At 69.0% G+C, this 25330-nt stretch carries 24 protein-coding genes; 16 read left to right on the plus strand and 8 right to left on the minus strand.

What is annotated here, in order from left to right; translation table 11 throughout:
• Window positions 1-38: 38 nt before the first annotated feature.
• Window positions 39-899, minus strand: coding sequence for a LysR family transcriptional regulator (locus ACYQ5L_RS10315; protein ID WP_379200015.1), 861 nt, complete (start codon window positions 897-899; stop codon window positions 39-41).
• A 113-nt stretch (window positions 900-1012) separates the two neighbouring features.
• On the opposite strand from ACYQ5L_RS10315, the gene ACYQ5L_RS10320 reads away from it, so the two are divergent.
• The 5 genes from ACYQ5L_RS10320 (at window position 1013) to ACYQ5L_RS10340 (ending at window position 6279) form a co-directional block, all read left to right on the plus strand.
• The gene (locus ACYQ5L_RS10320; protein WP_459957144.1) at window positions 1013-2305 is read left to right on the plus strand and encodes an NAD(P)/FAD-dependent oxidoreductase; all 1293 of its coding nucleotides are present in this window, start codon (window positions 1013-1015) and stop codon (window positions 2303-2305) included.
• Between the two features lie 99 nt (window positions 2306-2404).
• Window positions 2405-3091, plus strand: coding sequence for an SDR family NAD(P)-dependent oxidoreductase (locus tag ACYQ5L_RS10325; RefSeq protein WP_459957145.1), 687 nt, complete (start codon window positions 2405-2407; stop codon window positions 3089-3091).
• Window positions 3088-4122 (plus strand): S-adenosylmethionine:tRNA ribosyltransferase-isomerase, encoded by a 1035-nt coding sequence (locus ACYQ5L_RS10330; RefSeq protein WP_459957146.1) that lies wholly within the window; start codon window positions 3088-3090, stop codon window positions 4120-4122. Before ACYQ5L_RS10325 ends, ACYQ5L_RS10330 begins: the two co-directional genes overlap by 4 nt.
• A 315-nt stretch (window positions 4123-4437) precedes the next feature.
• On the plus strand, window positions 4438-5286 hold the full coding sequence (locus ACYQ5L_RS10335; RefSeq protein WP_459957147.1) for a GNAT family N-acetyltransferase: 849 nt from the start codon (window positions 4438-4440) through the stop codon (window positions 5284-5286).
• A gap of 9 nt (window positions 5287-5295) precedes the next feature.
• Entirely contained in the window at window positions 5296-6279 is a 984-nt protein-coding gene (locus tag ACYQ5L_RS10340) for a lysophospholipid acyltransferase family protein (protein ID WP_459963390.1), read from the plus strand.
• Window positions 6280-6332: 53 nt separating this feature from the next.
• On the opposite strand, the gene ACYQ5L_RS10345 is transcribed toward ACYQ5L_RS10340, so the two are convergent.
• Together ACYQ5L_RS10345 and ACYQ5L_RS10350 are read right to left on the minus strand one after the other, a co-directional pair.
• Entirely contained in the window at window positions 6333-6680 is a 348-nt protein-coding gene (locus ACYQ5L_RS10345) for a hypothetical protein (RefSeq protein WP_459957148.1), read from the minus strand.
• 54 nt (window positions 6681-6734) lie between these two features.
• Entirely contained in the window at window positions 6735-7547 is an 813-nt protein-coding gene (locus tag ACYQ5L_RS10350; protein WP_459957149.1) for a class I SAM-dependent methyltransferase, read from the minus strand.
• A 463-nt stretch (window positions 7548-8010) separates the two neighbouring features.
• Between ACYQ5L_RS10350 and ACYQ5L_RS10355 the strand changes: the two genes are divergently transcribed.
• The 3 genes from ACYQ5L_RS10355 (at window position 8011) to ACYQ5L_RS10365 (ending at window position 11523) form a co-directional block, all read left to right on the plus strand.
• Window positions 8011-9231 carry a cysteine desulfurase family protein gene (locus tag ACYQ5L_RS10355; protein ID WP_459957150.1) on the plus strand — a complete coding sequence of 407 codons (1221 nt, stop codon included), beginning with the start codon at window positions 8011-8013 and terminating at the stop codon, window positions 9229-9231.
• Window positions 9232-10353, plus strand: a complete 1122-nt coding sequence (gene mnmA, locus ACYQ5L_RS10360; RefSeq protein WP_459957151.1) for a tRNA 2-thiouridine(34) synthase MnmA — start codon at window positions 9232-9234, stop codon at window positions 10351-10353.
• 123 nt (window positions 10354-10476) lie between these two features.
• Window positions 10477-11523 carry a methionine synthase gene (locus ACYQ5L_RS10365; protein ID WP_459957152.1) on the plus strand — a complete coding sequence of 349 codons (1047 nt, stop codon included), beginning with the start codon at window positions 10477-10479 and terminating at the stop codon, window positions 11521-11523.
• 30 nt (window positions 11524-11553) lie between these two features.
• Here ACYQ5L_RS10365 and ACYQ5L_RS10370 read toward each other — a convergent pair whose 3' ends face one another.
• Complete coding sequence (locus tag ACYQ5L_RS10370) at window positions 11554-12960, minus strand: aminotransferase-like domain-containing protein (RefSeq protein WP_459957153.1); 1407 nt, start codon at window positions 12958-12960, stop codon at window positions 11554-11556.
• A gap of 63 nt (window positions 12961-13023) precedes the next feature.
• Here ACYQ5L_RS10370 and ACYQ5L_RS10375 point away from each other — a divergent pair, with 63 nt between their 5' ends.
• Window positions 13024-13344, plus strand: coding sequence for a cupin domain-containing protein (locus tag ACYQ5L_RS10375; RefSeq protein ID WP_459957154.1), 321 nt, complete (start codon window positions 13024-13026; stop codon window positions 13342-13344).
• A gap of 111 nt (window positions 13345-13455) precedes the next feature.
• Here ACYQ5L_RS10375 and ACYQ5L_RS10380 read toward each other — a convergent pair whose 3' ends face one another.
• Window positions 13456-14250: an ArsR/SmtB family transcription factor gene (locus ACYQ5L_RS10380; RefSeq protein WP_459963391.1), complete on the minus strand. Its 795-nt coding sequence runs from the start codon at window positions 14248-14250 to the stop codon at window positions 13456-13458.
• A 133-nt stretch (window positions 14251-14383) separates the two neighbouring features.
• On the opposite strand from ACYQ5L_RS10380, the gene ACYQ5L_RS10385 reads away from it, so the two are divergent.
• Both ACYQ5L_RS10385 and ACYQ5L_RS10390 read left to right on the plus strand, forming a co-directional pair.
• On the plus strand, window positions 14384-15637 hold the full coding sequence (locus ACYQ5L_RS10385; protein ID WP_459963392.1) for an AAA family ATPase: 1254 nt from the start codon (window positions 14384-14386) through the stop codon (window positions 15635-15637).
• An 83-nt stretch (window positions 15638-15720) separates the two neighbouring features.
• The gene (locus ACYQ5L_RS10390; RefSeq protein WP_459957155.1) at window positions 15721-16092 is read left to right on the plus strand and encodes a hypothetical protein; all 372 of its coding nucleotides are present in this window, start codon (window positions 15721-15723) and stop codon (window positions 16090-16092) included.
• A 5-nt stretch (window positions 16093-16097) separates the two neighbouring features.
• Here the strand turns inward: ACYQ5L_RS10390 and ACYQ5L_RS10395 are convergent, their stop codons facing one another.
• A complete protein-coding gene (locus ACYQ5L_RS10395) occupies window positions 16098-16517 on the minus strand; it encodes a PPOX class F420-dependent oxidoreductase (RefSeq protein WP_459957156.1) in 420 nt (139 codons plus the stop codon).
• Between the two features lie 141 nt (window positions 16518-16658).
• Between ACYQ5L_RS10395 and ligA the strand changes: the two genes are divergently transcribed.
• Both ligA and ACYQ5L_RS10405 read left to right on the plus strand, forming a co-directional pair.
• Complete coding sequence (ligA, locus tag ACYQ5L_RS10400) at window positions 16659-18752, plus strand: NAD-dependent DNA ligase LigA (RefSeq protein ID WP_459963393.1); 2094 nt, start codon at window positions 16659-16661, stop codon at window positions 18750-18752.
• A 104-nt stretch (window positions 18753-18856) separates the two neighbouring features.
• Window positions 18857-19354: a GNAT family N-acetyltransferase gene (locus ACYQ5L_RS10405; RefSeq protein WP_459957157.1), complete on the plus strand. Its 498-nt coding sequence runs from the start codon at window positions 18857-18859 to the stop codon at window positions 19352-19354.
• An 85-nt stretch (window positions 19355-19439) separates the two neighbouring features.
• Here the strand turns inward: ACYQ5L_RS10405 and ACYQ5L_RS10410 are convergent, their stop codons facing one another.
• Complete coding sequence (locus tag ACYQ5L_RS10410; protein WP_459957158.1) at window positions 19440-20090, minus strand: ACT domain-containing protein; 651 nt, start codon at window positions 20088-20090, stop codon at window positions 19440-19442.
• Between the two features lie 226 nt (window positions 20091-20316).
• Here ACYQ5L_RS10410 and gatC point away from each other — a divergent pair, with 226 nt between their 5' ends.
• Together gatC and gatA are read left to right on the plus strand one after the other, a co-directional pair.
• Window positions 20317-20613 carry an Asp-tRNA(Asn)/Glu-tRNA(Gln) amidotransferase subunit GatC gene (gene gatC / locus ACYQ5L_RS10415; protein WP_379200334.1) on the plus strand — a complete coding sequence of 99 codons (297 nt, stop codon included), beginning with the start codon at window positions 20317-20319 and terminating at the stop codon, window positions 20611-20613.
• Window positions 20610-22079: an Asp-tRNA(Asn)/Glu-tRNA(Gln) amidotransferase subunit GatA gene (gene gatA / locus ACYQ5L_RS10420; protein ID WP_459957159.1), complete on the plus strand. Its 1470-nt coding sequence runs from the start codon at window positions 20610-20612 to the stop codon at window positions 22077-22079. Before gatC ends, gatA begins: the two co-directional genes overlap by 4 nt.
• A 125-nt stretch (window positions 22080-22204) precedes the next feature.
• On the opposite strand, the gene ACYQ5L_RS10425 is transcribed toward gatA, so the two are convergent.
• Window positions 22205-23107, minus strand: a complete 903-nt coding sequence (locus ACYQ5L_RS10425; protein WP_459957160.1) for an SDR family NAD(P)-dependent oxidoreductase — start codon at window positions 23105-23107, stop codon at window positions 22205-22207.
• Window positions 23108-23265: 158 nt separating this feature from the next.
• Here ACYQ5L_RS10425 and ACYQ5L_RS10430 point away from each other — a divergent pair, with 158 nt between their 5' ends.
• Window positions 23266-25320 carry an ADP-ribosylglycohydrolase family protein gene (locus ACYQ5L_RS10430; RefSeq protein ID WP_459957161.1) on the plus strand — a complete coding sequence of 685 codons (2055 nt, stop codon included), beginning with the start codon at window positions 23266-23268 and terminating at the stop codon, window positions 25318-25320.
• Window positions 25321-25330 lie beyond the last annotated feature (10 nt).

Consider the following 25330-nt stretch of genomic DNA (forward strand, 5'->3'; position numbering starts at 1 on the left):
TGCGGTCGGCGCGGCCGAATTCGGGCAATGCTCCGGTTTCACGCGGAGTGCAGGGCGGCCAGCAGTGTCGTGAGGATGGGGGAGCGGCGCACATCGCTGCGCAGCACCGCCGAGACCGGCACCCGCAGCGGATGCCGTCCGGTCAGTCGCAGTGTCGCGATGCCCTCGGTCTGACTGTCGGCATACAGAATCGTCCACGCGTCGGGCCGATTGATGAGCTCCATGGTGGCGGTGTGGTCCGGCGGAATGGGCGGACCGAAGGCCGGCCCGGTCGGCAGATCGGCGAAGGCGGAGCGGACGACATTGTGCAGCAGCACCTGATCGGTCTCCGGCGGCAGCAGCAGCGGGTACGCGCCGAGCGCCGTGAGGGTGACATCGTCGCGGCCCGCCAAGGGGTGCGAGGTCGAGGTGGCGATGACGAGATCCTCGACCCAGAGCTTCTCGACGCTCAGTCCGGGCTGATCCACGCTCCCGCGAATGAGAGCAAGATCACAGTCCCCATCCGCCACCGCCTGGATGCGCTGGCGGAACGGCTTGATGACGAATTCGATCTCCGCGCCCGGGTGCGCCTCGCGCGCACCGGCGATGGCGGACAGTGATCTTGTTGCGAAGCTCATATTGGCCGCCAGGCGAATTCGCGGCCCGGAGGCCCGCACAGCTGCGCGAATGGCGGATTCCAGGCTCAGCATTTGCTTCGCAAGAGGAAGTAGCCGAGTGGTCGCGTCGGTGGGCACGACCGACCGGGTGGACCGCTCGAACAGCGGCACGCCGAGGTCTCGCTCGAGCCGCGCGATCTGATGACTGATCGCCGACTGCGAGATGAAGCAGCGGGTGGCGGCGCGGCTGAAGCTGAGCTCCTCGCAGACCGCCACGAAGTAGGCCAGTTGTCGCAGCTCCACGGCGCTTCTCCAATTCATGATCAACCTAGATAAGAGTCATCTAGATTATGCGCCCTGACCCCTGGAACATTCCCGCTTCGAATCACGGTTGGTAATGACAGAAGGAGGCTGTCATGCAATACGTGGACGCGGGAATCGAAACCGCTGATGTCGTCATCGTCGGATCGGGCTTCGGTGGTCTCGCCGCCGCGAAGCAGTTGAACAAGTCGGGGGTGCGGTACGTGCTCATCTCGAGCACGCCGGAACATCTCTTCCAGCCGCTGCTGTACCAGGTAGCGACGGGTGTGCTGGCTTCGGACGAGATCGCCCCGCCCATCGCCAATATCATTCGCCACCACAAGAACGGTGAAGCCCGCCTCGGCAAGGTCATCCACATCGACGCCGAGGCCGCCGTGCTCACCTACGAAACCCCGCAGGGTCTGAGCAAGATTCGCTACGGCAAGCTCATCGCCGCCACGGGCGCCAGCCAGTCCTATTTCGGCCGTGACGATTTCGCGCACAAGACCTTCTCGCTCAAGACCATCGACGATGCCAAGCGCCTGCGCGCCCAGATCGAGCGCGTCTTCGAGGCCGCCAGGCACGCCGATCCGGCGACTCGGCAGCGGTTGCTGAGCTTCGTGGTGGTCGGCGCCGGCGCGACCGGCGTCGAGGTGGCGGGCCAACTCAAGGAGCTGTCGAAACGGCACTACCACCAGGATATTTCGGTCACCCTGGTCGAGGGCGCGGGCGCGGTGCTGCCGCCCTTCGGCGGCGGGCTGTCGGAGTATGCGAAGAAGTCGCTGAGCCGCAGCGGCGTCGAGGTGCTGCTGGACACCTTCGTCACCGATATCGAACTCGGCAAGGTGACCGTCAAGAGCAAGGACGGCGTGGAGCGCGGCATTGCCGCCGAGACCGTGGTGTGGTCGGCGGGCGTGCAGGCCGGCGGCTTCGCGCAGCTGCTGGCCGAGGTCACCGGCTGCGAAACCGACCGTGCCGGACGACTGCTCATCAATCCGGACTGCACCGTCGGCGGACACGCGGACATCTTCGCCATCGGCGATATGACCTCGCTCAACGGCTATCCGGGCCAGTCGCCGGTCGCCATGCAGGAGGGCCGCCACGTCGCCGACATCATTCGCGGCAAGAAGCCGGCCGCCACCCCGTTCCAGTACTGGGACAAGGGCAGCATGGCGGTGATCAGCCGCTTCAGCGCGGTCACCAAGCTGAACGACAAGATCAAGTTCACCGGCGTGATCGCCTGGTTCGCCTGGCTGGCCGTGCACCTGTTCTACCTGGTCGGCTTCCGCAACCGCTTCATGGCGGTGTTCTCGTGGCTGGTCGCCTTCATCGGGCACGGCCGCCCCGGCTTCAACGAGGTCGAGAAGGCGCCCGCGCCACCGGTTCTGGAGCAGCGGCGCGCCGCCTGAGCGCCGATCGCCGGAGGGGCCGCCCGGATACTTCCGGGCGGCCCTTTCGCTGTTCGAATTCCTTGACTTCAACAGAGGTTGAGGTTTCACGATGGCGGTATGTCGGAAAACAGAAGAGCTCTGATCACCGGGGCCTCCGCGGGATTCGGGCGGGCGGTCGCGCTCGCCCTGGCCGAGCGGGGCTGGCGGCTGATCATTACCGCACGCGGGGCCGAGCGGCTGGAGAAGGTACGGGCCGAGACGGGCGCGCAGGCCCTGGTGGGAGATATCGCGGATCCGGCGCATCGGGATGAGATCGCGCGGGCGATCGGGGCCGGGCGGCTGGATCTGGTGATCAACAATGCCAGTGCGCTCGGGCCGAGTCCGCTGCCGAGGCTGGAGCGCTATCCGGTCGGTGAGCTGGCCACCGTGTTCGGGGTCAATGTGGTTGCGCCGTTGGAGGTTCTGCAACGGGCGCTGCCGGTGCTGCGGGCCTCGGACGGGATCGTGGTGAACATCAGCTCCGATGCGGCCGTGGGGGCGTACGAGGGCTGGGGCGGGTACGGGGCGTCAAAGGCGGCCCTGGACCAGATCACCGCGGTGTTGGGCGCGGAGAATCCGGGTTTGCGGATCTACAGCTTCGATCCGGGGGATATGCGTACCGAGATGCATCAGGCGGCGTTCCCGGGTGAGGACATCTCCGATCGCCCGGAGCCGGAGACGGTGGTACCCGCGTTGCTGCACCTGATCGAGACGCGGCCCGCGAGTGGCAGATACATTGCGTCGGAACTGCCGGTGGCGCCATGACGGTCGAGTTGGACCGCCTCGACTTCACGCTGCCCGAAGCGCGGAATGCGACCAGTCCGCCGGAGGCGCGCGGCCTGGCCCGCGACGAGGTGCGGCTGCTGGTGAGCGACCGGGGCGTGCTGACGCACGCGCGATTCCGGGAGCTGCCGTCGTTCCTGCGGCCGGGAGACCTTGTGGTGGTGAACAACTCGGCCATGCTCGATGCGGCGGTGGACGCCGGGTTCGGCGGCATGGACGCGGTGGTGCACTTCTCGACCCGGCTCGATGACGGGGGATGGGTGATCGAGCTGCGTGATCGGCGCGGGACGCCGTGGGCGGGTGCGAGTCCGGAATCCGGTGCGAGCGTGCGGCTTCCGGGCGGTCACCGGGCAGTGCTGCGCGGTCCGTGGCTGCCGGACGGCGATCGGTTGTGGGCCGCCGATATCGATACCGATGTTCCGGAACTGCTGGCTGGATACGGCCGCCCGATCACGTACTCCTATGTGTCCGAGCGATGGTCGTCCTCCTACTATCGGACGGTCTTCGGCCGCGAACCTGGTAGCGCCGAAATGCCGAGCGCCGGACGGCCTTTCACCGAGGCGCTGGTGACCGAGCTGGTCGCGAGCGGCATCGGCCTGGCGCCGGTCACCTTGCACACCGGGGTGTCCTCACCCGAATCGGGGGAGCCGCCGAGCCCGGAGCGGTTCACCGTGCCCGAGGTGACGGCCCGGCTGGTGAACGCCACCCATGCGGTGGGCGGTCGGGTGGTGGCCGTCGGCACCACCGTGACGCGGGCACTGGAATCGGCTGTCGGCGCGGATGGCCTGGTCACACCGGCTTACGGATGGACCGATCTGGTGCTGCACGCCGGTCGCCCGGCCCGCGCCGTGGACGGGCTGATCACCGGCTGGCACGCGCCCGGAGCCTCGCATCTGCGGTTGCTCGAATCGGTGGCGGGCGCGGCGGCGGTTCGGGCGGCGTACCGCGCCGCGCTCGACACCGGCTATCTCTGGCACGAATTCGGTGATACCGCACTGCTGTTCGGGCAATGATCGAGCGCCGGGCGAGGACCCGGCATGCAAGCCCGCACAGCGGTGCCGTAATCTCGTCTGATCGTCGTTCGCCGACGGCCGCGCGGGGTCGGATATCGGCCGCGTGACCGGGTGCGGCGGGTGTTGCCACGGCTCTCCCGCAGCCTGCGCAACCGGGTCGTACCCCGCCGGGAAACGAGCGTTTGTCCTGGTAGAGAACGTTCAGCGGCACTTCGATGAACGCTCGGTGTGGTCTGCGTCGCGTTCACCGGACTGGCATCGGAAGGCCATCTGACGGTCGCTCCGGCGCAGTCTGGGGCTGGCTTGATCAACCGTATGACCACCATGGCAGTGTCGAATTCCAAGCTGCTCGCACCCGCGTCATATGTCGCCCCGGAACCGCCCCGCAGCCCGGGCCGGTCCCAGTACTCCCTGGTCGTCTCCTCCGATGCCGAACATCGCGAGGCGGCGCAGCGGTTGCGCTACCAGGTATTCGCCGCCGAACCCGGTTTCACCATCCCCGACAACGGTACCGGCCTGGACGCCGATCGTTTCGACGAGCACTGCGACCATCTGCTGGTCCGCGATGAGCTCACCGATCAGTTCGTCGGCTGCTACCGCATGCTCCCCCCGGACAAGGCGACCGCCGCCGGCGGCTACTACACCGCCACCGAATTCGATCTGACCGCACTCGATCCCACCGGGCACCGGATCGTGGAGATGGGCCGCGCCTGCGTGGTGCCCGACCACCGCAATGGCTCGGTGCTCACCCTCATGTGGGCGGGCATCCTGCACTACATCCAGCTCACCGGCTACGAGTGGGTCATGGGCTGCGTCTCGGTGCCCATGCGGACGACCCCCGAGGACCAGCCCGGCGTGAACGTGCGCGGCGTGCGCGATCTGGTGCTGAAAAAGCATGCGCTGGAGGCCGATCGGCGCGTCCGGCCGTACAACCCGGTCGTCGTGGACGGCCGCACCCTGGACGAGCTGGAAGCCCCGGCCAGGCCCAAGCTGCCGCCGCTGCTCAGCGGTTACCTGCGGCTCAATGCCCAGATCTGCGGGGAACCCGCGCACGATCCGGAGTTCGCCGTCGCCGACTTCGTGGCGCTGCTGGGCCTGTCGACCGTCAACACCCGTTACCTGGAGCGCTTACAGAGCGCGGCCAACAGTCTCGACGCCCGGTGATGAATCATGATGCCCGCCTTCCTTTCCCCGGGTTCGGGGGCGATGGACTGCCCGCCCGCCCAGCCCACCGCGCACGCGTGGATGCCCAGCAGCCCCTGTGGTCCGGAATGCGTCGAGATCGCCCCTGAGGCAGGGACTTTGCGGGTCGCGGCCCGTATTGCCGGCATCGGCGCGGTACTCGTCTCGTTCCCCTTCGCCTATGTGGCGACCCCGCGCCGCTGGCGGCCGAGGATGCACAGCCGTTACGCCCGGAGCTTGTTGTTCTGCTGCGGGATTCGCCTCCGCCTCGTCGACAACCGCGATCCGGCTCCGGACGAGCGGCGCGGCGTGCTGGTGGTGGCCGGTCATGTCAGCTGGACCGACATCATCGCGCTGACCGCCGTGGAACCGCTCGGCTTCGTGGCCCGCGCCGATATGGTCGACTGGCCGGTCCTGGGCAATATCGCCCGCCGCGTCCGCGTCATCCCCATCGAACGCGAACGGCTGCGGGCCCTCCCCGGCGTCGTCAGCCGCGTCGCGGCCCGGCTGGCCGCGGGCGAGCGCATCGGCATCTTCCCGGAAGGCACCACCTGGTGCGGTCGCGTCCACGGCAGCCTGCGTCCCGCCCTGTTCCAGGCCGCGATCGACACCGCAACCCCGGTGCAGCCCATCCGGCTTCGCTATCTGGACGCCTCCGGTGAACTGTCCACGGTCCCGGGCTTCGTCGGCATCGACACCATGGCCGATTCCCTGCGCCGCGTCCTGCGGTCGAAGGGGGTCGTCGCCGAAATCGTGCTGCAACCCGTGGAGTCTCCCGGCTCCGACCGCCGCGAACTGGCCCGCCGCTGTGAGCGCGCCATCCACGGCGACAGTGTGGATCGCGCCTTCGGCGGCGTCATCCACAGCTTGGAGCAGGAAGCCCTCGGCGAGCGGGCCGCCGAGGCGGCCCGCACGATGGTGGCCCCGCCCGTGCGGCAGCGGGCGACCGCCGCGGAGGCTCCCGCTCGCGTGTGATCGCGCCCACCGGCCGGATCGGTTCCGCCGCAACCGATCCGGCCGGCGCCGCCTCACTCCCGCGCGTCCGGATCGCGCAGCGCCAGCGCCCGGTCGATGGGCATGCCGGTGCGCTCGGCCAGAATCATGCGCTCCCGGACCTCCCGGGGAGTGCGGGGCCGGTAGCCCGGGCCGGTGCCGCAGCAACCGCCGCGGAAGGTCAGCCCGGAGCGCAGCACCGTCTCCAGCACGCGCCAGCCCGCCTTGTCGGTCTTTCTGGGGACCGCCAAATGCGCACCGGCATCGATGAGTTCAGCGCGGCATTGCGGACAGCGATCGGATCCCGGGCGGCGGACCGGGCTCTTGAAGGACACCCGGCAGGCCAGGCACACCATGTGCGTTGTATTCGGGTAGATGCACATGGCCGCAGCGTAAGTTCGGCGCCCGGACCGCCGCGAGCCTATTTCCGCTCCGGCTCAAGCGGATTCGGTGGTGAACAGGTTGACCTTGTAGGTCGTCACCGGCGCCGTCCGGCCGAAAAGCCTTCCGGCGAGCCGATACCGGAGCGGCCAGGTGTGCGCGATGCTCGGCTGCGGCTGCCCGAAGTTGCGTGACTCGCGCAGCCGCAGCCCCAGCGGTTCGAGCGTGGCCGGGTCGTCGCAGATCCACTGCATGCGAGCGGATACGGCCTGGAACACCGGATTGCGCTCCTGGCTGTTCATCATCATGCGGCCGCCGGTGTCGATCGCCAGCGGCGAATCCGGGAACTCTTCCGCGAACCGCCGCAGGGTGGCATGCACCCGGTCCTCCGGGAAGTAGAGCAGCACCGCCTCGCTCAACAGGAAGACCGGTCCCGGCCGCTCCCGCACCAGCGCGAACCAGTCCGTATCGAAGATCGACCCGGCCACCATCGTGTACCGATCCCGATCCTCGAAGAACCGCCGCCGCAGCGCCATGGTGTCCTCGAGATCGAGATCGATCCAGCGCACCCGCCCGTTGTCGAGCCGATCGAACCGAGTCGACAACCCGCACCCGAGATCGACCACCGTCCCGTCCGGATGCTCCCGCAGAAACCCGCGCACGTACTCGTCGAACAGCGAAGCCCGCAGCACCGACCCGGCCAGCGACGGCCCCCGGAACTTCGAGAAGTCGTAGTCGATCGCCTCGACAAGCTCGATGGCCTTCTTGTCCCCGAGCACACTCGACCGATGCCGGGCATCGCGCGCCCGACCATAAAGCGGAATCAGCAACGTTTCTTGGACCGCACCCAGCGAAATCGTTTCACCCACCCCAGCACCGTAACTTAGGGTGGGCTAACGTCTCCAGGAATTATTCGCTCCCATGCCGTACCGATCCAGGTTTACCGGGGTGCAGGGATTTCCCGTGCGGCATAGGGTTTCGCGATGGTGGTTGTCGGCGTGGACGATGAAACTCCCGCGGGCGGCGATCCGGCCACGCCGGTGCTGGTCCCCGATGGCGTGAACCCGCTCTCGAGCGCGGTCGGCTGCGCGTTCGCCGATCATCGGCGGCTGGAAGTGAACCGTCCCCGCTTCGGGATCGTGCATCAGGATGCGGAAGAGACTGCGTCGCCCACGTCACACCCGAGCCGGACCCCGCAGGTCTCAATGCCCCGCGCGGGCGGCCGCGCGCAAGCCGTCCGCCTGGGCCCGGACGCTCGGGAAGTGGGCTTTCGGTCCAGGCCGGGTACGGCGGGAATATCGGCGAGACGGCGGCGGCTATCCTTTACTGGTCATGAAGTCGGCTTTCCCGGGTCCGGTCGGTGCCCAGACGGTCTACCTCGATCACGCGGCCACGACACCTATGTTCCCGGTCGCTGTCGAGGCGATGTGTGCTGCGCTGGGGACGGTGGGGAATGCGTCCTCGTTGCACGGGTCGGGGCGGGCGGCTCGGCGGGCGCTGGAGGAGGCGCGGGAGTCGATTGCGGCGGGGCTGGGGGCGCGGCCTTCGGAGGTGATTTTCACTTCGGGGGGTACCGAGAGTGACAATCTGGCTGTCAAGGGGATCTACTGGGCGCGGCGGGACGCCGATGCGCGGCGGAACCGGATTCTGGCCAGTGCGGTGGAGCATCATGCGGTGATCGATACCGTGGAGTGGCTGGAGCAGCACGAGGGGGCGCGGGTCACGTGGCTGGAGGTGGACGCCGAGGGCGTCGTCTCGCCGCGGACCTTGCGGGCGGCGCTGGCCGAGTGTGCCGACGAGGTGGCGCTGGTGAGCGTCATGTGGGCCAATAACGAGGTCGGGACGGTGCAGCCGATCAGCGAACTCGCGGCGGTGGCACAGGAATTCGATGTTCCCCTGCACAGTGATGCGGTGCAGGCGGCGGCGCAGCTGCCGATCGACTTCGGGGCCAGTGGGCTGGCGGCGGCCAGTTTCGCCGGGCACAAGGTCGGCGGGCCGCACGGGGTGGGCGTGCTGTTGCTGGGGCGGCAGGTGGCGGCGGTGCCGCTGCTGCACGGGGGCGGGCACGAGCGGGATCTGCGGTCGGGGACCTCGGATGTGCCGGGGGCCATCGGGCTGGCCGCCGCCGTGCGCGAGACCGTTGCCGGGTTGCCCGCGCGCACAGCGGAATTGACGCGGTTGCGGGATCGGCTCATCGACGGTGTGCGGGAGCTGGTGCCCGATGCCGTGCTCAATGGCGCGACCGGGGAGCGACGGCTGCCGGGTAACGCCCACTTCACGTTCCCCGGCTGCGAAGGCGATTCGCTGCTCATGCTGCTGGACGCGGCCGGGATCGAATGCTCGACCGGATCGGCCTGCAATGCCGGTGTCGCCGGACCCTCCCATGTGCTGCTGGCCATGGGCGTGGAGCCGCGGCTGGCGCGCGGGTCGCTGCGATTCTCATTGGGACACAATTCGACCGACGCCGATATCGATGCCCTGCTGGCCGCGCTGCCGCAGGTGGTGGAGCGGGCGAAAGCGGCCGGACTGGCCGGAGCGAAGGGAGGCTTCTGAATGCGAGTACTTGCCGCGATGAGTGGTGGCGTGGATTCCGCGGTGGCGGCCGCCCGCGCCGTGGAGGCCGGACACGAGGTGGTCGGCGTGCACCTGGCGCTGTCGCCCACCCCGGGCACGCTGCGCACCGGATCCCGGGGCTGCTGCTCCAAGGAGGATGCCGGTGATGCCCGCCGCGCCGCCGACGTGCTCGGAATCCCGTTCTACGTCTGGGATTTCGCCGACCGGTTCAAGGAAGACGTGATCGACGACTTCGTCGCCGCCTACGCCGCCGGTGAGACCCCCAACCCGTGCCTGCGCTGCAACGAGAAGATCAAGTTCTCGGCCCTGGCCGACCGCGCCGTGGCCTTGGGCTTCGACGCCGTCGTCACCGGCCACTACGCCCGCCTCGAGGACGGCGTCCTGCGCCGCGCCGTGGACGCCGACAAGGACCAGTCCTACGTGCTTGCGGTTCTGACCGCCGAGCAGCTCGAGCGCGCCATGTTCCCGGTCGGCGACACCCCCAAGCCGCAGATCCGCGAGGAGGCCGCCGCCCGCGGCCTGGCCGTGGCCAATAAGCCCGACTCGCACGACATCTGCTTCATCCCGTCCGGTGACACCCAGGCCTTCCTGGGCGCGAAGATCGGCATCCGCCCGGGTGCGGTCGTCGATGCCGACGGCACCAAGCTCGCCGACCACAAGGGCGTGCACGAGTTCACCATCGGCCAGCGCAAGGGCCTGGGCCTGCCCGGCCCGGCCGCCGACGGCCGGCCGCGCTACGTCACCGGCATCGACGCGGACTCCGGCACCGTGCACGTCGGCACCGCCAAGGACCTCGAAGTCTGGACGGTCCTCGCCGACCGCGCCATCTGGACCTCCGGCGTCACGCCCACCGAGCCGGTCGAATGCGTGGCCCAGGTCCGCGCCCACGGCGGCACCGCCCCCGCGGTCGCCGAAGCCGTCGGCGACGGCCTGGTGGTCCGCCTCCGCGAGCCCCTCACCGGCGTCGCCCGCGGCCAGGCCGTCGTCCTCTACCGCCCCGACGAGGCGGGCGACGAGGTCCTCGGCAGCGGCACCATCTCCGGTACCGAGCGCGAACTCCACGCGTACGCAACCGAATCGGTCGCGGACGCCACCCGGTGACGCCACCCCCCTTCCTGGACGTGCGATCACCGGGAACTGGTGGCGGCATTCGTCGAGTAACCCCCGCCACCAGTTCCCGGTCGGCGTTGTTTCACAATGCGAGAGGGATGCGTGGTGGCGCGGATGAGTGACGGGGGCGCGGGGATGGGCGTGTTGCGGGGCGGGATTGCGACGGGGGTCGGGTCGTGGCCGGGGACCGATGTGCGGGAGGCCGCGGCTACCGTTGTCGGGGAGCTCGGGGATCTGCCCCACCTTGTCGAATTGCCCGGGCGCGGAGTCGGTTCCGACATGATCGGGCGGGCCTCGGCGCTGCTGGTGGATATGCAGTTCGACAGCACCACACGGGGCTACCGGCTCGCGGTGCGGCCCGGGGCGGTCGCCCGGCGTGCGCACGATCTGCTGCGGACCGATCTCGATGCCCTCGAAGAAGCGTGGGAGACCGCCGGTTTCGCGGGCTCCGGTCGACCGGTCAAGTTGCAGGCCGTCGGACCGCTCACGCTCGCCGCGGAGGTGGAGCTGCCGCTCGGCCACCGTGTGCTCACCGATTCCGGTGCGCTACGCGACCTTTCGGAGTCACTGGCCGAGGGCCTCGCCAACCACGCGGCCGAACTCGGCAAGCGCCTGGGGACGGAGGTGCTCGTCCAGTTGGACGAGCCGCTGCTGACCGCGATTCTGGACGGTTCCCTGCGCGGCGTCAGCGTTCTGAACACGGTGCGCGCCATGCCCGAACCCGAAGCGCTGAACGTCCTCGACACGGTCATCACCGCCCGGCCCGGCCCGGTCCTGGTGCACTCCTGCGCCGAACCGCCTGCCCTCGGCTTCCTGCGCAAGAGCGCAGCCGTGGCCGTGGGTTTCGATATGGCCACCATCGGCACCGGCGATCTCGACCGCATCGGCGAATTGCTCGACGACGGCAAGTATCTGGCCCTCGGCCTGGTCCCGACCGCTGCTCCGAGCAAGCCGGTCACCTGGCGGGAGATCGCCGAACCCGGTGTGCGCCTGATGGATCGCCTCGGTTTCCGGCGCCGCCTGCTCGCCGAGCAGATCATCGTCACCCCGGCCTGCGGCCTCTCGGGCGCCCCGCTGTCCTGGGCTCGCAAAGCCCTGACCCTGGCCTCCGAGACCGCCCGCGCCTACGCCGACGAACCCGAATCCCTCACCTTCGACTGAGAAGGGCATGCCGGGCACCTCGTCCAAGGATCACACGGCTAGGGGTTGCGAGCCTGGAACGGGTTGTGCCGGTGGGTCGTAGGCGCGCCAGGCTTCGGCGAGCCGGACGGCGGTCTTGCGCAGGTCTTCTTCCTCGGCGACGAAGCTGAGGCGGATGTGGTCGTGGCTGTTGCCGGAGGCGTCGAGGCCGGCGCCGGGGAGGAGGGCGACGCCGTGGCGGAGGGCGCGCTGGGCGAAGGAGGTGCCGTCGCCGTGCGGGAGGCGGATCCAGAAGGTTTGGCCGCCGGGGACTTCGGGGACGTGCCAGTCGGGGAGGTGGCGGCGGAGTTCGGCGCGGAGCAGGTCGTGGGCTGCCTTGCGCTGGTGGGCGATGCGGTCGCGGAGGAGGTCCAGTTGGGGGAAGAGGTGGACGGCGGCCAGCTGGGCGGGGATATTGCCGCCCAGGTCGTGGACGGCGCGCAGGCGGGCGATGCGGTCGATGACGGGGATGGGGGCGCGCAGCCAGCCGACTCGCATACCGCCCCAGATGATCTTGCTGAGGGAGCCGACGGAGATGACCTCGTCGCTGTAGGCGGCCAGGGGCGGCGGGGTGTCGATGCCGGGGAAGGACAGTTCGGCGAGGACCTCGTCATCGATGAGCGGGGTTCCGGCGGCCGCGGCGGATTCGACGAGGGCGCGGCGGTGGGAGGCGGAAAGGATTGCGCCGGTGGGGTTGTGGTGGGTGGCGATGACGTAGGCCAGGGGCGCGGGCGGGATCTTTCCGAGGCCGATGGGGGCGGGGGCGGGGATGGCGGCGGCGTCGCGGAAGGTCTCCAGGGAGCCGGGGTAGGTGGGGGTTTCGACGAGGAGGCGGTCGCCCGGGCGCAGGTAGGCGTGGGCGATGAGGGACAGGGCCTGCTGGCCGCCGCCGGTGACCAGGATCTGGGCCGGATCGGTGGGGACGCCGCGGCGGGCGTAGCGGTCGGCGATGGCCTTGCGCAGCAAGGGATGTCCGGCCGGGTGGTAGCCGATGTCGCCGGTGAGGGCGGCCAGGTCGGGGACGATGCGCTGATAGGCCTCGGCCACTTCCGGCGGGGGCGTGCCGGGGGCCGCGCAGGCCAGGGCGATGATGTCGGCGTCGGGTTCGAGCAGTTGCAGGAAGGCGGGGGAGTGGGTGGTGTCGCGCAGCGGCTCGGAACCCGTGCCGGCAACCCGCGTCCCGCTGCCCTGGCGGCGCACCAGGCGGCCTTCGACGCTGAGCAGATCGTAGGCGGCGACCACGGTATTGCGGCCCACGGCAAGGGCTTTCGCCAGTGTGCGGTCGGGCGGCAGCGGGGTGCCGGGCGGTAGTTCGCCGTCGTCGATCAGGGCACGCAGGCGGGCGGACAGCAGGACGTACAGCGGTCCCCGGCCCGCGGACCAGCGGCCCAGGCGGCCGGCCAGCTCGATTGGATCCATATCGGGACCAATTCTGCCGAATTGGCTCTGGGATGGCCAGCGGGATCCCGCGACGATGAAGCCATGAGCAAGGTTTCCATCACCGATACCGTCGCCGCGCTGCCCGGCCCGTGGCAGCAGCGCGAACTCGCCCTCGTGAATGACACCGTGGTGCGGGTCGCCCAGTTGCACGGGGAATTCCCGTGGCATCACCACGATGAGGACGAGCTGTTCCTGTGCTGGGACGGGACATTCCGGATCGAGCTGGGCGATCGGGATCCGGTGACGCTGCGGCCCGGCGATATCTTCGTGGTGCCCAAGGGGGTCCGGCATCGGCCGGTCGCGGAGGAGCCCGCGCACGCGGTATTGGTCGAGCGGCCGGAGACCAAGCAGTTCGGTAACTGATCACCCGGCGGCTCCGTAACCGAACGCCCGGCGGCTCCATGACTGAACGCCCGGCGGCTCCGTGACCGAGAATGTGGCGGCGACGGCCCCCTGCCGTCGCCGCCACGGCTCCTACTGCTCGGGCGGTTCGGGCAGCGTATCCCCGGTCTCCAGCAGGGTTTTCAGATTCGCCAGGATGGCGGGCCAGCCCTCGCGGATGCCGGCCAGCATGCGGCTGTCGGGGCCGAAGCCGTCGTGCACGACGGTGAGCTTCACCATCTCGCCGAGCGGCTCGATATCGAAGGTGACCGTGGAGCGCGGCTCGGTGGACAGCCTCTCGAAATCGTCCTCGCTGAAACCGAACTGCTCGGTAAAGGCGCGGTCCACCGAATGCCAGGTGTAGGACAGCCGGCGGAAGGGGTCCGACTCCAGGATGACCTGTTCGGGATCCTTGCTGACCCAGCCGGACTGCTCCCAGGTCATGGTCGATCCGGTTTTCCAGTCGGTGTCGAAGGTCGCGCCCCAGTACCGCTTGGTGAAGGCCGGATCGGTCAGGGCCTGCCACAGCTTCTCGGGCGTGGTCTTGATGTATGTGGTGTAGACGAATTCGTCGCTCATGGTCGCGCTCTCCAATGCGGATTTGAGGTCGGCGAGTGCGCGCACCCGCCCGCGGTCGTATCGGTTGATCCAGCGGTCGGCGATGGCATTGACGGGTTCGGCATTGAGATAGTGCAGTTTCTCGCGGCCGTGCCGTCGCGTGGTCACCAGATTGGCCGCCGCCAGCACGGCCAGGTGCTTGCTGACGGCTTGGCGGGTCATCTCGAGTCCGGCGCACAGGTCGCGCAGGGTCTGGCCGTTCCGCTCGTTCAGGCTGTCGAGCAGCCGACGGCGGCTGGGATCGGCCAGTGCCTTGAAGACCTCGTCCAACGGATACCTCACCCTTGTGCTTGCCATAGGCAACCTTGTGGTTGCGTATCCGAGAATAGGCAACCACAAGGTTGCCTGTCAACCGTGGGTGTCCGATAGGTGCGAATCGCTTTCCGGCCCGCCGACCGGCAATATGTGCAGGGTGTTGCGTAGTTTTCAGGTGACGAATCACCGCTCACTCGCCGAGTCGCAGGAGTTGCGCCTCACCCGTGGCAACGGGCCCATTGCCACCCCCGTCACCGCCGTCTACGGCGCCGCCGCCACCGGTAAGTCCGGCCTGGTCGACGCCCTGGACCGAATGCGCGACGCCGTGCTCAACTCGGTCACCGGCTGGGACCCCTACAGCGGTCCGGTGCGCACCCCGCACCTCGGATTCGCGGACCGCCCTTCGGAATTCGTCGCCCACTTCGTGGCCGAGGGCTGCCCGTACACCTACGGCTTCCGCCTCGACAATGCCGATGTGCAAGCGGAATGGCTGCATTCGCACCCGCACAACCGCAAGCGCATCGTGTTCGAACGGGCCGGCGACGATATCCGCATCGGGCCCATGTTCGAGGCCGCCCGCTACGGCCTGGGCGCGGTCGTACCCCTGGTGCGCCCGAATGCCCTGCTGCTCAGCCTGTCCGGCCAGCTCTACGCCGAACCCCTGGTGCCCGCCTACCGCTGGTTCCAGTCGCTGCTGGAAGTCCAAGTGGGCCAGCCCGATCCGCAGGAGATCGCGCACCGCGTGGGCTCGCACATCTCCCGCTCCACCGACCACGCCGTGCGCCTGCTGACCCTGCTGCGCGCCGCGGACCTCGGCATCACGGATCTGCTGCTGCCCGGCGACGACCCCATGTACGCCGATTACCTACGTGACCTCGATACCGATATCGCCGCCACCACAAAGGAAATCGACGCCTGCATCACCTCGGGCAGTTATGCCGAGGAGCTCTTCCTCGAACACGGCATCACCGTCACGCTGCTGCAGCGCGAGCTGTCGAATCTCTACTCCGCGCGCGACGCCCTCTACTCCCGCATGGTCGCCCGCCGCGGCGTCGGCCTGGGCCTGACCCATGAGGGCATCGACACCGCCTTCGACATCGCCGACGAATCCACCGCCACCCTGGCCATGCTGCGGCTGCTGCCGCCCATGCTCGACGCGCTGGACGCCGGCGGCGTCTTCGCCGTGGACGATATCGACGCGCATCTGACGCCCGAGGCGGCCGACAGCCTGATCCAGCTGTTCCAGAACCCCGAAACCAATATGCACGGGGCGCAATTGATGTTCACCACCGCCAATCGCACCCTCATCGATCGCGGCAACGGCCGCTCGCAGAGCAAGCGCACCACGGTTTGGCAGCTGCGCCGCACCCCGACCGGCACCTCGGAGCTCACGCCGCAGTGACGCCTGATGGGCGCAGCCGGCGGAGCCGTCGTCCGTCCGCGCACGGCCGGAGCGGATGCGGAGGTTACGCCTAGCATGGGCTCATGATGGAGTTCGCGTTCATCCTGTTGATCGGCGGCGCGCTGGTGGCGACGATTCTGCTGTACCGGCGGGGGCGCAGCGGTGCGCCGATCGCCGCACCGGAGTCCGGCACGCTGTACGTGACCGGGGTGAGCCCGCGCCCGAACGCGGTCGGCGAGCAGTACGTCACCATCAGCGGGAGCATCTCCGGTCCGTCATCGGTCGCGCACGAGGTGTACGGCCGCTTCGCCTGGGATGTGAACCAGTGGCCGTCGGTGGGTGACCAGATCCCGGTGCTGTATCCGGCGGGCAAGCCGGACAACTGGGCCATTGATCACCCCGGCTCGCGCCCGTACTTCGGTACGCGGGAACGCGATCAGCGCAAGGAATTCTGAACCGATCAGGGCAGCGCGCCGTAGGCGCGGGTCGGCGTGATGCGGAGGACGACGCGGCGGTCGGCGACCATGGCGCGGCGATAGTCGTCCCAGTCCGGGTGTTCACCGGACAATGCGCGGTAGTAGTCGATCAACTCCTCCACGGTGGCGTCGGACGGCTCGGCCGCCACGGGCGAGAGGTCGGCCTCGCCCTCGATCACGGCGTAGGACCAGAAGTCGGGTGCGCTGATGTGCAAAGCCGTCCACGGGTTGCGCGACAGGTTCGCGTATTTCGCGCGATCGGCCGTGATGGAGATGCGGATCAGCCCGTCGTCGGCCACCCAGTGATTCACATTGGACTGCTGCGGCAACCCGTTGCGGCGCAGGGTGGTGAGGACGGAGTTCTGGTTGGAGCGGGCGAAATCCACCGCTTTGGCGAGATCCATATGGGGTGGAACCCGAAGGGCCGGAGCACTGTTCCCTGGATCACAGAAAACTGGTCGAACTGCCCGCGACGTGCGGGAATGTCGCGCAATCGTGTCGGTGGGACCCGCTAGTCTCCTTATGTGAGCGAATCGGGCATCGAGATCAATGCGGCATCCGGGGCGGAGCAGGCTGCGGCGAGCGGCGACGAACGCGTGCAGTGGCAGCGACTGGCGGAGGAGGTGCGCGACCACCAGTTCCGGTACTACGTGCGCGATGCGCCGATCATCTCGGACGGCGAATTCGACACGTTGTTCGGGCAGCTGGTGGCGCTCGAAGAGGCGCATCCGGATCTGCGCACCCCCGATTCGCCGACCCAGGTCGTCGGCGGCGGCTTCACCACCGAATTCGCGCCGGTGGACCATCTGGAGCGGATGTACTCGCTGGACAATGTGTTCAACGAGGAGGAGATGCGAGCGTGGATCGCGCGCGTCGAGGCCGAGACCGGCACGGGCACGCACTACGTGTGCGAGGTGAAGATCGACGGCGTCGCGCTCAATCTCGTCTACGAGGACGGCAGGCTGGTGCGCGGTGCCACCCGCGGCGACGGGCGCACGGGTGAGGACGTCACGCTCAATGCCCGCACCATCGAGGACATTCCGCACGAGCTGACCGCAACCGACGAGTTCCCGGTGCCGCGGCTGCTGGAGGTGCGCGGCGAGGCATTCATGACGCTCGCGGACTTCGAGCACCTCAATGCCTCGATCGTCGCGGAAGGCAAAGCGCCGTACGCGAATCCGCGCAATACCGCGGCCGGTTCACTGCGGCAGAAGGATCCGGCGGTGACGGCGCGGCGGCGGCTGAAGATGATCTGCCACGGTTTCGGGCGGCTGGAAGGGTTCGCGCCGAAATCGCAGTACGAGGCATACCGGGCGCTGGCGGCATGGGGGCTGCCCGTCTCGGCGCACACGGTGCAGGTGCAGGGCGCGGACGCCGTGGTGGATCGCATCACGTACTGGGGCGAGCACCGCCACGATATCGAGCACGAGATCGACGGCCAGGTCATCAAGGTCGACGATTTCGCCTTGCAGCGGCGGCTGGGCGCGACCTCGCGCGCACCGCGCTGGGCCATCGCGTACAAGTACCCGCCGGAAGAAGCCACCACCAAGCTGCTCGACATCCAGGTGAATGTCGGTCGCACCGGCCGGGTTACGCCGTTCGCGGTCATGGCCCCGGTCACCGTGGCGGGCTCCACCGTGGCCATGGCCACCCTGCACAATGCCGCCGAGGTCAAGCGCAAGGGCGTTCTCATCGGCGACACCGTCACCATCCGCAAGGCCGGTGACGTGATCCCGGAGGTGCTCGGCCCGGTGGTGGACGCGCGCACCGGTGACGAGCGCGAGTTCGTCATGCCCACGCACTGCCCGGAGTGCGGTACCGAACTCGCCCCGGAGAAGGAGGGCGACGCCGATATCCGCTGCCCCAATCAGCGGTTCTGCCCGGCGCAGTTGCGCGAGCGCGTCTTTCACGTGGCCGGGCGCGGTGCGTTCGATATCGAGGCGCTGGGCTATCAGGCCGCCATCGATCTGCTGAAGTCCGGGGCCATCGGCGATGAGGGCGATCTGTTCTCCCTCGACGAGAAGAAGCTGCTCGGCACCACGCTGTTCACCAATAAGTCCGGCACGCTCTCGGCGAACGGCAACCGGCTGCTCACGAATCTCGAAGCGGCCAAGGACCGTCCGCTGTGGCGCGTGCTGGTCGCCCTGTCCATCCGGCACGTCGGTCCGACCGCCGCCCGTGCGCTGGCCTCGGAATTCAGCAGTATGGACCGGATTCAGGAAGCCTCGGTGGAGGAACTGGCCGCCGTCGACGGCGTCGGTCCGACCATTGCCGCGGCGCTGAGCGAATGGCTCACCGTGCCATGGCATCTCGACATCATCGACAAGTGGCGGGCGGCCGGGGTCCGGATGGAGGACGAGGCCGACGAGTCCATCGAGCGCAATCTCGAGGGCCTGTCCATCGTGGTGACCGGGTCGCTGCAGGACTTCACCCGCGACGGCGCCAAGGAGGCCATTCTGGTGCGCGGCGGCAAGGCCTCCGGATCGGTATCCAAGAAGACCGCTTTCGTGGTCATCGGCGACGCACCCGGTTCCAAGGCGGCCAAGGCCGAGGAGCTCGGCGTGCCGATCCTGGACGAGGACGGCTTCAAGCGCCTGCTCGAAGGCGGGCCCGAGGCCGTCACGCCCCCGGCCGAGTGAGCCGGCTCGGGATACGGAAATACTGAGGCGGCGACGCCGGTGCGGAATATCGCACCGGCGTCGCCGTTCGATCATCTGGAAGACGACGACAACGGAGGCGGTTCATGAGCGGCGCGGTCGAGATCCGGCAGGCGACTCCCGAGGAGTACGGCGCGGTCGGTGCGCTCACCGTGGACGTCTATGTGGGCGAGGGGTACATCAACCCCGCCAGCGACTACGTCCCGGAACTCGCCGACACCGAGACCCGGGCGGAGACCGCGCACATCCTGGTGGCGGTCCACGACGGCCAGATCGTGGGATCGCTCACCGTCGCGACGCCCGGTACCCCGTACGCCGATATCGCTCGCCCGGGCGAACTCGAGTTCCGCATGCTGGCCGTCGCCAAGACCGCCCGCGGGCTCGGCGTCGGTTCCACGCTGGTGCGTCACGTGATCGATATCGCTCGCGCGGAGGGCTTCGACGCGGTGGTCCTCACCACCATGCCGCTCATGAGGGACGCCCGCCGCATGTACGACCGCCTGGGCTTCACCCATGTGCCGGAACGGGATTGGCTGACCATGGCGGGCACCCCGCTGACCGTCATGCGCCTGCCGCTGAACTGACCTGTCCCGCAATGCATTCCGCGCCGGTGCGCATGAAGCGCACCGACGCGAAACGGCGGCAGGGTGCCCGAGGGCACCGGAGTACTCAGCCGAGAACGGTCGCGACGATCCCGGCGAGATAGCCCAGGCGCGCGACCTCCGAGGGCCGGAAGTCCGGCCCGCCCGGGCGGCCCAGCAGCAGCACCTTCCCGGTATTGCCCAGCGGCGCGGCGGCCAGCTTGGTGTCCATGTCCCGCCAGAGCTGCGGCACCCACTCGGCTTCGCCGTCGAGGACCGCGGGCTTCTCGAGCGGCATCCACGGCGCCGAACCCGCCTGGGTGGACGGCGCGCTCTGCGAGCCCACCACCCGGTAGGCGCCCTGCGGGCCGATATCGATGACGGTGCTCCAGCCCACGCGCAGCACCCGCGGCACGCCGTCGACGAGCACCTGCAGCCGATCGTCGCGCGCATTGGCGACCTGATCGATGAGCTCCAGCTCACGGTGCGTATCCAGCATGCCGGAGTACGGCCGCAGCGAGTCCACCTGCACGTCGTGCAGCGATTCGGCCGCCGTGATCAAGGTGTCGGGCAGGGCGCCCGGCGGGACCTCCACCACGATGTCGTCGATCGCGAAGCCGTCGCCGCGTTCGACCACATCCAGCGAGAGGATGTCCGCACCCACCGAACCCAGAGCGAGCGCGAGCGAACCGAGACTGCCTGGCCGATCCGGAAGTTGCACGCGAAGCAGGTAAGACACGTGCCTTCCTCTCTCTTTTCCTCAGCGACCGAAACCTTGGGGTGGATACCCGGCTTCGCCAATACTTACACCCTTGGTAGCCGGTTATCGAATCGAAGCAACCAGAGTGACCCGAGCCACTTACCGAATGGTTACCTATCGGGGCCGGACAGTCCAGCCGGGCACGACTCGCTAGGCTGTGTCTGGCCGAATCACACGCAAGAACCATGCTGAAAGGGGTCCCGCGGTGCCCGCCATCTCCAGGGACGAGGTCGCACACCTCGCCCGGTTGTCCCGGCTCGCCCTGACCGACGACGAACTCGATCTCTACGCCGGTCAGTTGGATTCGATCCTGACCCACGTCAAGCAGATCACCGAGGTCGCCGCCGACGTTCCCGCCACCGCGTCCCCGAATCCGGAGACCAATGTGACGCGCCCGGATGTGGTGCAGCCGTGCCTGACTCCGGACGAGGCGCTGTCCGGCGCCCCCGCGGTCGAGGAGCAGCGGTTCCTGGTTCCGCAGATTCTGGGGGAGGGCGAATGACCGACCTGACCAAGCTCACCGCGGTCGAGCTGGCCGAGAAGATCCACACCCGCGAGGTGTCCTCGGTCGAGGTGACCGAGGCGCACATCCGGCGCATCGCCGAGGTCGACGGCGAGATCAACGCCTTCCTGCACGTGGCCGGCGAGCAGGCCCTGGTGACCGCCGCCGAGGTCGACCGCGCCGTCGCCGCGGGCACCGTCGCCTCGCCGCTGGCCGGTGTTCCCTTGGCGCTCAAGGACGTTTTCACCACCACCGATATGCCGACCACCTGCGGGTCGAAGATCCTCGAGGGCTGGGTGGCGCCGTACGACGCGACGCTCACCACCAAGCTGCGCGAGGCCGGCATCCCGATTCTCGGCAAGACCAATATGGACGAGTTCGCCATGGGCTCCTCCACCGAGAACTCCGCCTACGGCCCCACCCGCAACCCGTGGGACAAGGAGCGCATCCCGGGCGGCTCCGGCGGCGGTTCGGCGGCGGCGCTGGCCTCGTATCAGGCCCCGCTTGCCATCGGCACCGATACCGGCGGCTCCATCCGCCAGCCCGCCGCGGTCACCGCGACCGTCGGCACCAAGCCCACCTACGGCACGGTGTCCCGCTACGGCCTGGTCGCCTGCGCGTCCTCGCTGGATCAGGGCGGCCCGTGTGGTCGCACCGTCCTGGACACCGCGCTGCTGCACGAGGTCATCGCCGGATACGACCCGCGCGATTCCACCTCCCGCAATGTGCCGGTGGCCCCGGTCGTGGCCGCCGCCCGCGAGGGTGCGAAGGGCGATCTGAAGGGCGTGAAGGTCGGCGTGGTGCGCGAGCTGCACTCCGACTCCTACCAGCCGGGCGTCATCGCCTCCTTCGACGCCGCCGTCGCGCAGCTGAAGGATCTGGGCGCCGAGGTGATCGAGGTGTCCTGCCCCAACTTCGAGCACGCGCTGTCGGCCTACTACCTGGTCATGCCGTCGGAGGTGTCCTCCAATCTGGCCCGCTTCGACGCCATGCGCTACGGCCTGCGCGTCGGCGACGACGGGACGCACAGCGCCGACCAGGTCATGTCGCTCAGCCGCGAGGCCGGGTTCGGCCCGGAGGTCAAGCGCCGCATCATGATCGGCACCTACGCGCTGTCGGCGGGCTACTACGACGCCTTCTACGGGCAGGCGCTGAAGGTGCGCACGCTCATCGCGCAGGACTTCGACCGGGCCTACGAGACCGTCGACGTGCTGGTCTCGCCGACCAGCCCGTTCACGCCGTGGAAGCTGGGCGAGAAGGTCAACGATCCGCTGGCCATGTACCTGTCGGACCTGTGCACGCTGCCGACCAACCTGGCCGGGCACTGCGCCATGTCGGTGCCGTCCGGGCTGAGCGCGGACGACGGGCTGCCGGTGGGTCTGCAGATCATGGCCCCGGCGCTGGCCGACGACCGGCTGTACCGGGTCGGCGCGGCCTACGAGGCGGCGCGCGGACCGATCGCCTGAGCTATCCCGCCTCTCCGCGACTTCGGCGCACGGCTCAGGTGCCGTCGAAGTCGCGGACGCGTGGCGGCGGTCGGGTGGGTGTCTGGATTTGGATGTACCCGACGAGTTACCCGGACCTCACGAAATCAGTTGTCGCCTTGGGCTGAGTCACCGGCGGGCCAGGTGAATTCCGGGTCGGTGGCGTAGTCCAGGCGGCGCTGGTCCAGGGCCATGGCGACCATGGTCTGCGCGCCCGGGCCGATGATCCTGCGCAGCGGCGGGTTCGGATCGTTCACCAGCTCCAGCAGGGCGGCCGCGCCGACTTCCGGCGCGGCTTCGATCCATTCGCCCTCGGCGGGCTCGGCTTGCTCGGCCGGGGCGTCCTGCGCGGTCGCCATCGCGGCGATCATGGCCGGGTCCGGGTAGTCGGGCATGCCCAGAATGCCGGTGCGCACCTGCGCGTACGCCGGAATGCCTGCGGCGAACTTCATGCTGGACTTGGCCCAATCGGTGTCGAAGCCGCCCATCTGCGCGATGGTCACCGTGACTCCGAACGGGCGCAGTTCATCCGCCAGCGAGGCGCTGAAACCCTCCAGGGCCCACTTGCTGGCGTTGTACAGACCGAACAGCGGCAGCGAGCCGACCGCGCCGACCGTCGAGATCTGCACGATGTGCCCGGAACCCTGCGCACGCAGCCGCGGCAGCGCCGCCTGCGAAACCCACAGCGCACCGTAGAAATTGGTGTCCATCTGATCGCGGATCTGGTCCTCGGTCAGCTCCTCGATCGCGCCGACCAGGCCGAAACCGGCATTGTTCACGATCACGTCGAGCGAGCCGGTGAACTCGAAGGCCGCCGCCACGGTGTCGAACACCTGCTGGCGATCGCGCACGTCCAGCGGCAGCACCCGCAGCCGCTCGGTGGCCAGCTCGTCGAGGGCACGCGGATCGCGCACCGTCGCCACGACATGGTCGCCCGCCGCGAGGGCCGCGACCGTGAACGCGCGGCCGAGCCCGCGGCTTGCGCCGGTGATGAACCAGGTTCGAGTCATCGAAGTCCTTTCCTTGCGAGACCTGTTTGTCTCGAGGCAAACCTTGCCAAAGTGGTTGACATGCCCCTCGAACCGGGGGGAGGGGGCCGTCTCGCTGCGGCGATATCGTGGAGACGGGTAGGCTGCGACCCGTTAGACGCCATAAGAGGGATTGGGGAATGCTGCTACCGGGGGAAGTTTTCGCGGGCTATGTGATCGACCGTGAACTGGGCCGGGGCGGGATGGGATCGGTGTACGCCGCGCATCACCCGCGGCTGCGGCGAGTGGACGCACTGAAACTGCTGCATCCGGAAATGTTCGGCAACAAGGAGACTCGCATTCGCTTCGAGCGCGAGGCCGATGTGGTCGCGCAGCTGGACCACCCGAACATCATCACCGTCTACGATCGTGGCGCCGAGGGGGAGCAGCTGTGGATCGCCATGCAGTACGTCAATGGCGTCGACGGGGCGGACCTCGGACCGGACACCCTCACTCCGGAACGGGCCGTGCAGATCATCCTGCAGACGGCGGCAGCGCTGGATTACGCACACGGTAAAGGCGTTCTGCATCGGGACGTGAAGCCCGCCAATATCCTGCTGTCGCCCTCCGCCGGCGCGGACGCCGGGCACTCCGGGCGAGTGCTGCTGAGCGACTTCGGGATTGCCCGCGTGCTCGGCAACGCGCCGATCACTCGCTCCGGAACGCTCACGGCCACGCTGGCCTACGCCTCGCCCGAGCAGCTCAGCGCGGTGCCCCTGGATCACCGCTCCGATCAGTACTCGCTGGCCTGCACGCTGTACCGATTGCTCACCGGCACAGGGCCGTTCGACGCGGACAATATCGCCGCCGTCATGCTCGGGCATCTGCAATCCGCGCCGCCCGCGGTCAGCTCGCTCGATCCCGAGCTGCCACAGGCGCTGGACGCGGTGCTGGCCCGGGGGCTGGCCAAGGATCCGCAGGACCGGTACGCCTCCTGCACCGAATTCGCCCAGGCCGCATGGCAGGCCGTGGCGCCGCCGGCGGCCGCCGTGCTGACCGATACCCGCCCGCTGCCGGTGGCGGCCGCGCCGATCCGGCGGGTGCCGGCGCATCTGGAGCTGGTGCACGGCTGCCTGCTCGGCAGCGCCATCGGCGATGCGCTGGGCGCGCCGGTGGAAATGCTGCTGCTGCGCGATATCAAGCAGCGGTTCGGGCCGCGGGGCGTGACCGGCGAGCGAAACAGCTACCGGGGCAAGATCTCCGATGAGACGCAGCTGACGCTGTTCACCATGGACGCGCTCATCCGGGGTTCGGTGCGGGTGCGCGCCCGCGGGCTCGGCGACGCCACCGACGGGCTGATTCAGGGCATCACCGTGGGGCTGGTGCAGGAATCGCTGCTGGTGTGGTTGCAGGGGCAGGGGATCACGGTGCCCGAGCAGCCGCTGCTGCTGCGCAGCGGGCTGACCGGCTATACGGAGCTCATGAGCTATCGCGGGCCGACGCATACGACCACCACGGCCATGCAGCGGGTGGCCGGGCAGTTGCAGCCGAGTGCGCCGCTGGGAACGCGCAATCGGCCGATCAACGACTCCAAGGGCTGTGCGGCGGTGGTGCGGTCGGTGCCGTTCGGGTTCACGCACTCACTGGAGTACGCCTTCGAAACGGCCTGTGACGCAGGAGCGCTCACGCACGGGAACCCGGGCGGATGGTTGCCCGCCGGGACGCTCGCCGCCATTGTGTTCGGATTGTGCCGCGGCCTGGAGCTGAGGGCGGCGGTGGAGCAGGCGCGCGCCGAGCTGGTCCGGCATCGCGATCACCAGGAGACCTCGCACGCGCTGGCCGCCGCCATCCGGCTGGCGCACGGATCGGCTCGGCTGGGAAGTCCGATGCCCGCGCTGGAGGTGCTCGAATCACTGGGGTCGGGCGTGGTCGGGCCCGAGGCCCTGGCGATCGGCGTCTATGCCGCCCTCTGTGCGGAATCGATCGGCGGGACGCCGGAGCAGATCTTCCGCAATGGAGTGCTGTTGTCGGTCAACCACTCCGGGGACAGCGACGCCACCGGAGCGGTCTGCGGTGCGCTGCTCGGTGCGCGATTCGGGGTGAGCGCGATGCCACAGCAGTGGCTGGCCGGGCTCGACGCGGCCCCGATCATCGAGCGGCTGGCCAACGATTTCTGCCGGGAGTTCGGGCCGAACCCGCCGCGCAACGCCTACGGCGAGCCCACCGACGAGTGGTACACCCGGTATCCGGGATAGGCGGGCGCGC

The organism is Nocardia sp. IFM 10818, from assembly GCF_054655275.1.

Coding starts and splice junctions, on each gene's coding strand:
- ACYQ5L_RS10375 (WP_459957154.1), top strand. CDS start 13,024: ATGAGCAAGGTTTCCATCACCGATACCGTCGCCGCGCTGCCCGGCCCG.
- ACYQ5L_RS10365 (WP_459957152.1), top strand. CDS start 10,477: ATGAGTGACGGGGGCGCGGGGATGGGCGTGTTGCGGGGCGGGATTGCG.
- ACYQ5L_RS10425 (WP_459957160.1), bottom strand. CDS start 23,107: ATGACTCGAACCTGGTTCATCACCGGCGCAAGCCGCGGGCTCGGCCGC.
- mnmA (WP_459957151.1), top strand. CDS start 9,232: ATGCGAGTACTTGCCGCGATGAGTGGTGGCGTGGATTCCGCGGTGGCG.
- ACYQ5L_RS10385 (WP_459963392.1), top strand. CDS start 14,384: ATGTGCAGGGTGTTGCGTAGTTTTCAGGTGACGAATCACCGCTCACTC.
- ACYQ5L_RS10345 (WP_459957148.1), bottom strand. CDS start 6,680: ATGTGCATCTACCCGAATACAACGCACATGGTGTGCCTGGCCTGCCGG.
- ACYQ5L_RS10370 (WP_459957153.1), bottom strand. CDS start 12,960: ATGGATCCAATCGAGCTGGCCGGCCGCCTGGGCCGCTGGTCCGCGGGC.
- gatA (WP_459957159.1), top strand. CDS start 20,610: ATGACCGACCTGACCAAGCTCACCGCGGTCGAGCTGGCCGAGAAGATC.
- ACYQ5L_RS10320 (WP_459957144.1), top strand. CDS start 1,013: ATGCAATACGTGGACGCGGGAATCGAAACCGCTGATGTCGTCATCGTC.
- ACYQ5L_RS10340 (WP_459963390.1), top strand. CDS start 5,296: ATGCCCGCCTTCCTTTCCCCGGGTTCGGGGGCGATGGACTGCCCGCCC.
- ACYQ5L_RS10335 (WP_459957147.1), top strand. CDS start 4,438: ATGACCACCATGGCAGTGTCGAATTCCAAGCTGCTCGCACCCGCGTCA.
- ACYQ5L_RS10390 (WP_459957155.1), top strand. CDS start 15,721: ATGATGGAGTTCGCGTTCATCCTGTTGATCGGCGGCGCGCTGGTGGCG.
- ACYQ5L_RS10330 (WP_459957146.1), top strand. CDS start 3,088: ATGACGGTCGAGTTGGACCGCCTCGACTTCACGCTGCCCGAAGCGCGG.
- ACYQ5L_RS10430 (WP_459957161.1), top strand. CDS start 23,266: ATGCTGCTACCGGGGGAAGTTTTCGCGGGCTATGTGATCGACCGTGAA.
- ACYQ5L_RS10405 (WP_459957157.1), top strand. CDS start 18,857: ATGAGCGGCGCGGTCGAGATCCGGCAGGCGACTCCCGAGGAGTACGGC.
- ACYQ5L_RS10395 (WP_459957156.1), bottom strand. CDS start 16,517: ATGGATCTCGCCAAAGCGGTGGATTTCGCCCGCTCCAACCAGAACTCC.
- ACYQ5L_RS10325 (WP_459957145.1), top strand. CDS start 2,405: ATGTCGGAAAACAGAAGAGCTCTGATCACCGGGGCCTCCGCGGGATTC.
- ACYQ5L_RS10355 (WP_459957150.1), top strand. CDS start 8,011: ATGAAGTCGGCTTTCCCGGGTCCGGTCGGTGCCCAGACGGTCTACCTC.